This is a genomic window from Pedobacter roseus (assembly GCF_014395225.1).
Classification (GTDB): domain Bacteria; phylum Bacteroidota; class Bacteroidia; order Sphingobacteriales; family Sphingobacteriaceae; genus Pedobacter; species Pedobacter roseus.
On record NZ_CP060723.1, the window covers coordinates 700,742 to 712,511 of the forward strand.

Here is an 11,770-nt window from a genome sequence, read left to right on the forward strand (position 1 = left end):
TTGTTATTTTATTATATTAACGGAAATAATGTTGAGTGGCTATTTGGAATACGCAGAACTGTTAATAAATAGTATAATAGTGAAGTTTAGATTTGAGAATTATCTCCGAACTTAAGACGATCTTTGTGAAATCAAACAAATGAGTAAGAAATAAAATGATAGAGAAGCAGAAGCGAGATAGGTATGAAATGCACAAGTACTGGGGAAAAAAGCCTTCAAGTAACTTAAAGGTGTTGATAGAGAAATTTTCTGCTGAAGGGGATAGTGTTTTAGATCCATTTTCGGGATATGGGGTATTTTCGTGTGAAGCATTTTTGTTAAATAGAAATGTCATTTCAAATGATTTAAACCCAATTGCTAATTTTATTAACCGTCAATTACTAAACAGGGATATTGACTTAAAAAAGTTAAAAAAAGAGTGGGATATTATTAAGGAAGAACTTATTCCATTTGTTAATAATTGGTATCAATTGGATTTAGAGGCTGAAAAAGTTCAATTAATTAATATTTTACGCGACAATAATGATATTCCAATAAAAGCAAGATTCAAAGTTGGAGGTAATAAAAAAACTCAGGAGATAACATTAACCAAGAAACAAGTTGAGGATTATTTGAAATTTGAAAACGAACAAGTAATAAGTGACTGGTATCCATCTGTAGAGTTGATTGAGAATTCGAGAATTTCAGCTAAAAAAGGAATGACTGTTGCAGGATTATTTACAAAAAGAACCCTTGCTTGCCATGCAAGACTTTTGAGTCTGATAGAAAGTAAATCCACAGGAAATGAAAAAGAATTATTTAGATTGGCCTTTACCGCTAATCTGGCTAATTGTTCAAAATTGGTTCCTCCAATAAAAACCCGGGGCGATATGTCGCAGGGGGCTTGGATGACTGGTTTTTATATTGGAGAAACCTATCTGGAGAATAATGTTCTTCAGTATTTTGAAAATAGATTTACTAAAGTTGTTAAAGGAAAAAAAGATTACTTGAATTTTTTTGAAAAAGAACTTTTTGAAAAAAAAAATCAATCCTATTATATAACGCAATTTGACGCCAAGGCTCTAAATATTGCAAGTGATTCTATCGATTATGTTTTTACAGATCCGCCTTATGGAGATGCGGTTCCCTATTTCGAACAAAGTATTATATGGAATTCCTGGTTAAAGTTTTCTCCAAATTATAATGAAGAAATTGTCATATCAGATGCTAAATCAAGAGGTAAAAATACTTCGGTATTTGAAATTGAAGTTAAAAAGGCATTTTCTGAAATTAGGAGAGTGTTGAAATTGGGAGGATATTTTTCTTTAACTTATCATTCTCTATCGGGTTTGGAATGGAAAGCAATTACAAATGCTTGCATTGAAAATGGATTTGAAATGGTTGATTTTAATTGGCTGGTACAAAAAACTTTTACTCCACGACAAATTAACAGATCCAAAAGCATAAAGGGGGACGTGTTGGTTACTTTGCAAAAATCACCTTGCATAGAATCAATAATAATGGACGAGAATCAAATTGAAGAGTTTTTTAAAAGAGAAATTGAAGATTGGTTAATGAAAGAATCGCTCGATACCAATGAGATCTTTTTAAGAATTATGAAAATAATATTTTCTCGAAAAATCGTTGTTGGAAATACTGATTTACTTGAAATACTGATTAAGAACTTTGGTTTTAATGATAATAATAAATGGATATTGAATGACAAACTTGAGCTTTGCTGAATTAGATGCATATTTCAGAAACAATGATTTCCCAAGTATAGAAAATGATAACAGAGGAGTTAGATTCCTAAAGTTGAGAAGTATGTCGCGAAACGAGGCGATTGAAGAGCTTTGCAGATTGCGCGGGATTGATATTTCAACTATACAATCTAAACATTATTTCTCTCATTTATTCGAAATGTCAAATGTTACTAATAAAGATATAGATTCATTTATTGCTCATAAGTATAAGCAAGAAAGAAAAGCAAGATCTTTAAATGAAGATTATTTAATAGATCAGCTAAGTAGGTTACAACAATTTGATTGGGGAGGGTCGTTTGGAAATAGCCTGGAGAAAAATATAGTGAATAACTATGTGAAAAAAATTAAATCTTACACCGAGATTAATGATGAAATAGAAGGACGTATATTAACTAGTTTAAGAGGATATACGTTGAATTCTTGGTGTAACCACTGGACTTCTATTTTAATTGAAGATTTATTCAAGGATCATCATAACGTTTTACCAACCGTTGGTTTAATTAAAAAGATTGATTTTTTTATTAATGATATACCATTTGATTTAAAAGTAACTTATTTCCCGGAGGAATTATTTGCTCAAAAACTTAAATTGAAAGGTTTTGGTGTAGAGCTTACTAGATTAAAGCAAGTTTGCAAAAGATTAAAAATATTTATTCCAGATGATTTAACGGATAAAATGCTTAAACAGCATCTTTATAATAAATTATCAGAAGATCAAAGAGATGATGCGAAGCAATTTATTTCAGATTTAAAGCAACATAAACAAGAAATTATTTCCGAGGCTGAAGCAAATCCAAAAGAACTGAAAATTTGGCTTTATGAAAATCAAGGAGAGGCAAGGTTTGATGCTTCAAACAGGTTCTTTTTGGTGTTGACTGATGAAACGGATGTCGCAAATAGCTGGAAGTTGAAAAGGAATATTCCTTTCCTAAGAAAAAAAGTCAATGAACACTTAAACAATATAGCCTTTAATTTGGCAGGGCTTGATACAGAGTTCTATTGGGGTAAAACTCAGCAGACTTTTAAATGTAAATCTGACATATTGTTTATTAAGTATTCAGAATAAGTAAACTATATTAATATTTCCCTTAAATAAGAAAAGAGACAATCTATCCAGACTTGTCTCTTTTTTCTAACCAAATATAAACCTGTTATGAGCCAGGCTTTGTCTTTAATCTTCTATCTAAACCGGGGTTTTTCAAGAAAATGATTTATCTTTTTTAATGGTGATAAACATCGTTCCGTTTATTACTCTACAAATATAGTAAAAAATTTGATAGTGTAAAAAATACACTAAGAAAAATTTAAGTATTTTTTTTGTCATTTTTTATTTACTGATCTTTTTCTGGAAGATTTAGGTGTTTAAAACGACTGTATTACAAAGATAACTCAAAAATATGTTAAATAATTGTTAAATATTGTCAATTTATAATACGATATAGTTAAATCGTGTCAATTTTTTGGTGTAAAATGACTTTAGTCAATTTTTTAAGGTGTTTTTGCGGTTTTTTAGGTTGATAAAACTGTTTTGTGAGTGATTTTTTTAATAAAAAATATTTTTAAGGCTTAAATTGAAATGTAATTTATAGGTGAAAAACATGTTTAAAACAAAAAGGCAACATTAAATGAATAATGTTGCCTTTTAAATATGTTGTAAAAGCGCTTAATGCACTTTTTTTGTTACAAACTCGCGTAATATTCTACGAATTTAGCCAATGCAGAAGAATATCCCCATTCGTTATCGTACCAAGATACCACTTTAACGAAATTATCGTTCAATGAGATACCTGCTTTTGCATCAAAAATAGATGCGTGGTCGTCACCGATGAAGTCAGAAGAAACAACTTCGTCTTCAGTATAAGCCAATACGCCTTTTAACTCACCTTCTGAAGCTGCTTTCATAGCTGCTTTGATTTGCTCATAAGTAGCTGGTTTTTCTAAACGTGCAGTTAAATCTACAACAGAAACGTCAGCAACAGGAACACGGAAAGACATACCAGTTAATTTACCTTTTAATTCAGGTAGAACCATACCTACTGCTTTGGCAGCACCGGTAGAAGAAGGGATAATGTTAGAGAAACCACCACGGCCACCTCTCCAATCTTTAGCCGATGGACCATCAACTGTTTTTTGAGTTGCAGTTACCGCGTGGATTGTGCTCATTAAACCTTCAACGATACCGAAGTTATCATTTAAAACTTTAGCAATAGGAGCTAAACAGTTTGTGGTGCAAGATGCATTAGAAACGATAGTTTGATCTGCAGTTAATTTATGGTGGTTAACGCCCATTACATAAGTAGGGATATCGCTATCTTTTGCAGGAGCAGAGAAAACTACTTTTTTAGCACCTGCGGCGATGTGTTTTTCAGCATCAGCACGGGTCAAGAATAAACCTGTTGATTCGATTACTACTTCAACACCTACAGCATCCCATTTTAGATCAGCCGGGTTTCTTTCAGCAGTTACACGGATTGTTTTGCCATTAACCACTAAGTTACCGTCAACAACCTCGATGGTACCATCAAATTTACCGTGGGTTGTATCATATTTCAACATGTATGCCATATAATCAGGCTCGATCAAATCATTGATCGCAACGATATCTAATCCTCTTTTTAATGCAGCTCTGAAAACCAGTCTGCCAATACGGCCAAAGCCGTTTATTCCAATTTTGCTCATTGTTTTTGTTAATTAGTGTAATGTTTTAATAAATTTTGTATTGGTTCTTTAATAATGCTTTTTATTTTTAGGTCGTATTTGCCAGCTATAAACCTTAAGCGGTCTTCAAGTTCGGCTGCTACTTTACCTACTATATGCACCTCACGCATTTTATGTTTTTCAACCGTTGGTAAAATATAGGTTTCGAAGTATTTTTCAAAACCCTCATCAATCAGTTTACAGATATATTCGTGTTTGCTGTTCTGGGTGATGAAATCGAAAAATGAGGTTAAAAATATATTCGCCTGTGGCTTATTATAAATACGTTCTAATATCTGAGGGCGGTCCAGGTTGTGTGTTAACGTAAATTTGGCTTCAATATCCTTTGGCATTTTATGGCTTAAAAATTCTTTCAGGAGTATTTTTCCAAAATAATTCGAAGAGCCTTCATCGCCAAGGATGTAACCTAATCCAAAGTTGTTGTTCACCGGTTTTTTTCCGTCGAAGTAAGCGCAATGTGCACCACTGCCCAACATGCCTACAATACCTGGCTGATTGTAACAAGCGGCTTTGGCTGCCCCGAAAAGATCATTTTCTACAACAATTTTGCTGTATTTGAAAAATGAAGAAAGGGTTTTAGCCAATTCCTCTTTTCTGTCTGCTGATGAAGCCCCGGCCGCAAAGAAATAAATCTTTTTAATGTTTTCGGCATTGTTAACCAGGGCGACTTTTTTATTTAGAATCTGTAAAATCGTTTTCGGATCAACAAAGCAAGGGTTTAAGCCGGTAGTATTGCAATGTGCCACTACCTGTCCATTTTGGGTTATTTTCCAGAATGCTGTTTTTGATCCGCTATAAACAACTGCTATCATATTATATTGAAAGTACCTCTGTCATTTCCATTAAATCGGGTTCGAGTTTAAAGGAGTGAGCTGTTAAAGCCTCTCTTATACTGGTTAATTTTATTTCGTTTCCTTTTAAACCTACCATTTGTTCCGTTTCGCCTGCAATTAACGCATTTACTGCCGCAAAACCTAAACGACTGCCTAAAATTCTGTCGAAACTGCTTGGGCTACCGCCACGTTGCAGGTGGCCAAGTATGGTTACTTTAGTGTCGTAATGATCAAAAGTTTCTTTTACCTTTTTGGCAATATCATAAGCGCCGCCCTGTTTATGTCCTTCGGCTACGATAACAATACTCGAAGATTTTTTTGTCGCCGCGCCCAAAGCCAGTTTATTGATTAATTCGGTTACGCTGGTTTCCCTTTCAGGCAAAAGCACCGCTTCGGCACCACTGGCAATCGAACTTCTTAAAGCGATACATCCTGAGTCGCGGCCCATTACTTCAATAAAGAATAAACGGTCATGCGCATCAGCAGTATCCCTGATCTTATCAATTGCTTCGATTACGGTATTAATTGCGGTATCGTAACCCAAAGTAAAATCAGATCCAACCAAATCGTTATCAATCGTTCCTGGTATGCCGATCACTTTAACGCCGAAAGTTTCAGAAAATCGTTTGGCACCGGTAAAGGTTCCGTCACCGCCAATCACCACTAAACCGTCGATATCGTTTTTCTTTAAATTGTTATAAGCAATCTGCTGACCTTCGTCTGTTTTAAATTCTAAACAGCGTGCAGTTTTTAATATGGTACCACCCAGGTGTAAAATATTACTTACAGAACGGGCGTCCATTGGTTTTATGTTGTCGGTTATTAGACCCTGGTAACCCTGCATTACCCCGAACATATTAATGCCATGGTAAATTCCGGTACGAACAACAGCTCTAATTGCAGCATTCATTCCTGGGGCGTCGCCTCCAGAAGTTAGTACAGCTATATTTTTTATATTTGGCTCCATCTTTATAATACGAATATAGTGTGTATTTTTTACACTAAGTAATTTATTTTATTTTTTTTACTTAATATTGAAAGTCATACCTTTATCTGCTTAAAATAACTAAATTTTACTTTGGAACAAATTTTACCACATTTAGATTCTGTATTCTCGATAGATTGCGTTTTGTTTGGATTTGATGGTAAGGAACTAAAAATCTTACTTATTGAAAGGAATGAAGAACCGTTTAAAGATTGGTGGGCACTGCCCGGTAACATTGTTGGTCCTGATGAAAGTTTAGATCAATCAGCCTCACGGATTTTGTACGAACTTACCGGTTTGCGCGGTATTTTTATGGAGCAGTATTATGCTTTTGGCGATCCGAACAGGCACCCGCAGGGTCGGGTTATCACCCTGGCGTATTATGCGTTGATCCGTTTGGGCGGCGATAAAGAGTTGCGCCCGATCAGTACCTACGCCAAACGCGCCAACTGGTTGCCGATTACCGATCTGCCTAAACTGGCTTTCGATCATCAAAAAATTTACGACAAAGGTTTAGAAAAAATAAAACGCCGGATTAAACACCAGCCGATTGCTTTCGAACTCCTGCCTGAAAAATTTACCTTAACCCAGCTACAACATGTTTATGAACTGGTTTTGGGCAAAAAACTGGATAAGCGGAACTTCAGAAAAAAGATTGTAAGTTTTGGGGTATTAAAAGAGCTCGACGAAAAACAAAAAGGTGTATCGTACCGCGCGGCTACTTTGTACCGCTTTGATAAACGTAAATATGCGAAGCTTTTTGGTAAGGAGATTTCTTTTTAGCGGGTTGAGATTTGAGATGTTAGATTTGAGAGATAAGATAGAGGAGCGCTGAAAGACTCAAGACAAAAGCAATATGGCCTTTTATAAATAGAAAAATCCCGGTTTGATTTCAAACCGGGATTTTTTTTGCTCATATATTTTATACCACTCTGGACTAAAGACTCCAGACTTAGGACTGAAGACTATGCCTTCGGCGCTAATTCTAAGTGATAATGTACCAGGTCATCTATAGGTGAGCGGATAATTTTACCCACGCCCATTTCATAACGGTCGGCTACTATACTTAAAATATCACGGAAACTATAACCTACAGAACCCACACAGTTTAATTTGTGGTCTTTGTAGTTAGGGTAGTGGATTACCAAAGCTTCGAAAAATGCAGTAAAGGCATAATCGATGGTTGCGAAAGCGTAATCCTCGTAATTATCTTTAAAATCGTATAAAAATTTACTGAAGCTTGCGCAGAAACGGTTTGGCAATGGCTTATTGTAAATGTTATCGAAAATATCTTCGTTGGTTAAAGCATAGTTGTCGTAAAAAGCTTCACGTAAACCTTTTGGCATGTAACCTTTCATGTAATCGCTCAAAATACGTTTACCGATGTACGAACCACTGCCTTCATCACCTAAAAAATATCCCAATGAATCGATGTTCATGGTAATTTCTGTACCATCATATAAACATGAATTTGTACCTGTACCTAAGATAGCGGCAAATCCTGGCTCGTTTCCAAGAAGCGCCCTCGAAGAGGCAAGTAAATCATGACCTACAAAAATGGTTGCATTGGTAAAAATCTGTTGCATGGCATCAGCCACAATCTTTACATTTGCTGGCGTAGAACAACCTGCACCGTAGTAATAAACTGCTGTTAATTTTTCTCTTTCCAAGTGGTCTGGAAGAGTCTCATTCAAAGACTTTACAATGTACTCTCCTTTGGAAAAATATGGATTGTAACCTTCGGTGTTAAAGTAAATTTTTCTGCCGGCCTCGTTAATCAAGCACCAATTTGTTTTGGTAGATCCGCCGTCTGCAATTACTATCATTTTATTTATTTTTGGTTTTAGCACGATAAAAGTATAAAAACTCTTATATTTTGTATCCTTTTTTTTAATAATTTTTTAACAATTTGTTGTTGTCGGAAATTAAGTGTGTAAAAAATACACTATATACGGCGTTTAATCGACGAAAAACCTTAAAATTATACCAGAAAAGGCATTGGTCTTTTTTTTTAACATCAAGAATATTTTACAATCCGATAGCGAAATGAATAACAGATTTTTAGATTTCAGGAGTGACACCGTAACCAAACCAACAGCCGGAATGTTGGATGCCATGATGACTGCAAAAGTGGGCGATGATGTTTTTGGGGAAGATGAAACGGTGCATGCATTGGAGACAAAACTGGCCTCAACTTTTAATATGGAAGCCGGATTATTTTGTCCGTCGGGAACGATGACCAACCAGATTGCAATCAAGTGTTTTACACAGCCCATGGACGAGGTGATTTGCGATCAGACTGCGCATGTTTACCGTTACGAAATCGGTGGCATTGCCTATCATTCCGCAGCATCGGTAAGGTTGTTGCATGGCGAACGCGGCATCTTAACCCCCGAGTTGATCGAGCCTGAAATCAATGAAGATAATATCCATTACCCGAACTCCAGTTTGGTGGTTTTAGAAAATACAGTAAATAAAGGCGGCGGAAGCTGTTATACTTTATCGCAGATTGCACCAATCCACCACCTTTGTAATATAAAAGGGTTAAAACTGCATTTAGATGGTGCGCGTATTTTTAATGCGCTTGCAGCAACCGGTGATCATGCAGATGAGTATGGCAAATACTTCGATGGTATTTCGGTTTGCTTATCTAAAGGCCTGGGTGCACCGGTTGGTTCTGTGCTTTTGGGAACCAAACAGATGATCCATAAAGCACGAAAAATCAGAAAAGCTTTTGGTGGAGGTATGCGTCAGGCTGGATTTTTGGCTGCTGCCGGTATTTATGCGCTTGATAACCACGTAATACGTTTAAAGGAAGATCACGCCCATGCAAAGGCTCTGGCCAATGCATTAGCAACAGCAAAATATGTAAAATCGGTTATGCCGGTAGAAACCAACATCGTAATCTTCGAAGTAGAAAAAGGATCAGCAGAGAAAATTGTAAACCAGTTAAAGGAAAAAGGATTGCATTGCAATACCACCAGCGCGAGTACCGTCCGTTTGGTTACTCATCTGGATTTAAGCGCTGAAATGATCGATCAGGCTATTGAAATAATATTACATTTGTCTTAGATAGAGTCCTAAGTCGTGAGTCTTTAGTCTTAAGTCAATATGTCTAACGAAATTCTAACCAAAATGCCCGAAAACTCCAAACCCCAAGTTCCGATCTCCAAACTTTTAATCGCTAACCGTGGCGAAATTGCTTTACGTATTATGCGTTCTGCGAAAGAGATGGGAATAAAAACGGTTGCCGTTTTTTCTGAAGCCGACCGCAATGCATTACATGTGCGTTATGCCGATGAGGCTATTTTTATCGGGCCTGCACCTTCAAACCAAAGTTATCTTGTGGGAGAGAAAATTATCGATGCCTGTAAACTAACAGGTGCCGAAGCCATTCATCCTGGTTATGGTTTCTTGTCCGAAAATGCAGGATTTGCGCAAAAAGTTGCCGATGCCGGGCTGATTTTAGTAGGCCCTTCGCCGCAGGCAATGGAAACGATGGGTAATAAACTCTCGGCGAAGGCCGCGGCTTTAAAATACAATATCCCCATGGTGCCGGGAACGGAGGAAGCCATTCAGGATGTAAACGAGGCAAAACAGCGTGCCATTGAAGTTGGCTTTCCCATTTTAATCAAAGCTGCTGCTGGCGGTGGTGGCAAGGGGATGCGTATTGTAGAGCGGGCGGAAGATTTTGAAGAGCAGATGCAGCTTGCCGTGAGCGAGGCTACTTCAGCCTTTGGCGATGGAGCCGTTTTTATCGAACGTTATGTTACTTCGCCAAGGCACATCGAAATACAGGTTTTGGGCGATACCCATGGCAATATCGTTCACCTTTTTGAACGTGAATGCTCTGTGCAGCGCCGTCACCAAAAAGTAGTTGAAGAAGCACCTTCTTCGGTTTTAACGGAAGAAATCAGAGAGCAGATGGGTAAATGTGCGGTAGATGTGGCCCGTTCGGTAAACTACACCGGAGCCGGTACCGTTGAGTTTATCCTTGATGAAAACCTTGATTTCTTTTTCCTTGAAATGAATACCCGTTTGCAGGTAGAACATCCGGTAAGCGAACTGATTACAGGGATCGACCTGGTAAAGGAGCAGATTAAAATTGCTTCCGGCGAAAGATTGAGTTTTAGCCAGGAAGATTTAAAAATCAACGGGCATGCCATCGAACTCAGGGTTTATGCCGAAGATCCAGCCAATAATTTCCTGCCTGACATCGGTACTTTACAGACTTACAATACCCCTAAGGGTAATGGCGTAAGGGTTGATGACGGCTTTGAACAGGGCATGGAGATCCCGATTTATTATGATCCGATGATTGCCAAACTGATCACATACGGTAAAGACAGGGAAGAAGCCATTGAACGGATGGTGAGGGCTATTGAAGAATATGATATTACAGGGATAGAAACTACCCTGGGTTTTGGTAAATTTGTCATGCAGCACGAAGCCTTTAAAAGCGGTAATTTTGACACCCATTTTGTTGGAAAATATTTTAAACCCGAAAATTTAAAGGTTCAGGATGAAACAGAAGCGTTGATTGCCGCGCTAATTGCTGCAAAACTTTTTCAAAAGAATGAACAGGTAAAACCGGGCAGTGCTGAGGTTAAAAAGGCTTCGGATTGGAGAAAGAATAGATTGAAATACTAGAGAATAGTTTTAAAACGATCGTCATTCCCCACTTGATTGGGAATCGTAGTGCTTTAGCAGGATTTGTATGTGGCATTAAGGTCCCTGCCTACGCGGGAATGAGGTTGTAGAAAAAAGAGAAATATAAAATGTTCACAGGAATTATAGAAACACTTGGCGAGGTTACCGCCATCAAAAACGACCATACCAATATCCACTTTACCATTTCATCGGCCATCAGTCATGAGCTTAAAATAGACCAAAGTGTAGCCCATAATGGGGTTTGCTTAACTGTTGTAGCTTTAAGTGACGGAACACATACGGTTACCGCTATTGATGAAACGCTAAATAAAACCAATCTTGATGATTTAAAAGTAGGCAGTAAAATCAATCTGGAACGCTGCATGCAGATGAATGCCCGTTTAGATGGTCATATTGTACAAGGCCACGTAGACCAGACTGCGGTTTGCGTTAAACGCGAAGAACTGGATGGCAGCTGGGAATACCGTTTTAAATATGATGCTTCTGCCGGAAATGTAACCGTAGAAAAAGGCTCGGCCTGTGTAAACGGCATTAGCCTAACGGTTGTAAATTCCCAGGCGGACGAATTTTCGGTATTTATTATTCCTTATACCTTTGAGCACACCAATTTACAGGAGGTTGAGGTTGGAGATACCGTAAATTTAGAATTCGATATTATCGGGAAGTACGTAGCCCGTTTAATGAACAGGTAGTTTTACTCTCTTTTTTTATGTGTAATTAATTGATTTTTAGTATTTTGATTGATAATAGGCGTTGTTTTGACGCTTAATTTTTCATGACAGTGCAGGATGGTTGGTTGAATTATATTGCTGAATATAGTA

10 protein-coding genes are annotated in these 11,770 nt (G+C 37.2%); 6 read left to right on the plus strand and 4 right to left on the minus strand.

Annotated features, from left to right (window positions below; all coding sequences use genetic code 11):
- Positions 1-155: 155 nt before the first annotated feature.
- Together H9L23_RS03095 and H9L23_RS03100 are read left to right on the plus strand one after the other, a co-directional pair.
- Complete coding sequence (locus H9L23_RS03095; RefSeq protein ID WP_187593625.1) at positions 156-1,721, plus strand: DNA methyltransferase; 1,566 nt, start codon at positions 156-158, stop codon at positions 1,719-1,721.
- Positions 1,699-2,808 (plus strand): hypothetical protein, encoded by a 1,110-nt coding sequence (locus tag H9L23_RS03100; protein ID WP_187593626.1) that lies wholly within the window; start codon positions 1,699-1,701, stop codon positions 2,806-2,808. Before H9L23_RS03095 ends, H9L23_RS03100 begins: the two co-directional genes overlap by 23 nt.
- 614 nt (positions 2,809-3,422) lie before the next feature.
- Here H9L23_RS03100 and gap read toward each other — a convergent pair.
- From gap to pfkA, 3 genes are read right to left on the minus strand one after another with little or no spacing between them, the layout of a single operon-like run.
- A complete protein-coding gene (gene gap, locus H9L23_RS03105; RefSeq protein ID WP_025144555.1) occupies positions 3,423-4,421 on the minus strand; it encodes a type I glyceraldehyde-3-phosphate dehydrogenase in 999 nt (332 codons plus the stop codon).
- A gap of 8 nt (positions 4,422-4,429) precedes the next feature.
- Positions 4,430-5,272, minus strand: coding sequence for a hypothetical protein (locus tag H9L23_RS03110; RefSeq protein ID WP_187593627.1), 843 nt, complete (start codon positions 5,270-5,272; stop codon positions 4,430-4,432).
- Between the two features lies 1 nt (position 5,273).
- Positions 5,274-6,260, minus strand: coding sequence for a 6-phosphofructokinase (gene pfkA / locus H9L23_RS03115; protein WP_187593628.1), 987 nt, complete (start codon positions 6,258-6,260; stop codon positions 5,274-5,276).
- Between the two features lie 111 nt (positions 6,261-6,371).
- Between pfkA and H9L23_RS03120 the strand changes: the two genes are divergently transcribed.
- A complete protein-coding gene (locus tag H9L23_RS03120; RefSeq protein ID WP_187593629.1) occupies positions 6,372-7,061 on the plus strand; it encodes an NUDIX hydrolase in 690 nt (229 codons plus the stop codon).
- A gap of 182 nt (positions 7,062-7,243) precedes the next feature.
- Here the strand turns inward: H9L23_RS03120 and H9L23_RS03125 are convergent, their stop codons facing one another.
- A complete protein-coding gene (locus tag H9L23_RS03125) occupies positions 7,244-8,104 on the minus strand; it encodes an N-acetylglucosamine kinase (RefSeq protein WP_025144558.1) in 861 nt (286 codons plus the stop codon).
- A gap of 220 nt (positions 8,105-8,324) precedes the next feature.
- Here H9L23_RS03125 and H9L23_RS03130 point away from each other — a divergent pair, with 220 nt between their 5' ends.
- From H9L23_RS03130 to H9L23_RS03140, 3 genes are all read left to right on the plus strand, one after another.
- On the plus strand, positions 8,325-9,350 hold the full coding sequence (locus H9L23_RS03130) for a threonine aldolase family protein (RefSeq protein WP_187593630.1): 1,026 nt from the start codon (positions 8,325-8,327) through the stop codon (positions 9,348-9,350).
- Positions 9,351-9,389: 39 nt separating this feature from the next.
- Positions 9,390-10,928, plus strand: coding sequence for an acetyl-CoA carboxylase biotin carboxylase subunit (gene accC / locus H9L23_RS03135; protein ID WP_246474829.1), 1,539 nt, complete (start codon positions 9,390-9,392; stop codon positions 10,926-10,928).
- Positions 10,929-11,056: 128 nt separating this feature from the next.
- Entirely contained in the window at positions 11,057-11,641 is a 585-nt protein-coding gene (locus H9L23_RS03140) for a riboflavin synthase (RefSeq protein WP_187593631.1), read from the plus strand.
- The last annotated feature ends 129 nt before the right edge of the window (positions 11,642-11,770 follow it).

Coding starts and splice junctions, on each gene's coding strand:
- gap (WP_025144555.1), bottom strand. CDS start 4,421: ATGAGCAAAATTGGAATAAACGGCTTTGGCCGTATTGGCAGACTGGTT.
- H9L23_RS03125 (WP_025144558.1), bottom strand. CDS start 8,104: ATGATAGTAATTGCAGACGGCGGATCTACCAAAACAAATTGGTGCTTG.
- H9L23_RS03140 (WP_187593631.1), top strand. CDS start 11,057: ATGTTCACAGGAATTATAGAAACACTTGGCGAGGTTACCGCCATCAAA.
- accC (WP_246474829.1), top strand. CDS start 9,390: ATGTCTAACGAAATTCTAACCAAAATGCCCGAAAACTCCAAACCCCAA.
- H9L23_RS03095 (WP_187593625.1), top strand. CDS start 156: ATGATAGAGAAGCAGAAGCGAGATAGGTATGAAATGCACAAGTACTGG.
- H9L23_RS03110 (WP_187593627.1), bottom strand. CDS start 5,272: ATGATAGCAGTTGTTTATAGCGGATCAAAAACAGCATTCTGGAAAATA.
- pfkA (WP_187593628.1), bottom strand. CDS start 6,260: ATGGAGCCAAATATAAAAAATATAGCTGTACTAACTTCTGGAGGCGAC.
- H9L23_RS03100 (WP_187593626.1), top strand. CDS start 1,699: ATGACAAACTTGAGCTTTGCTGAATTAGATGCATATTTCAGAAACAAT.
- H9L23_RS03130 (WP_187593630.1), top strand. CDS start 8,325: ATGAATAACAGATTTTTAGATTTCAGGAGTGACACCGTAACCAAACCA.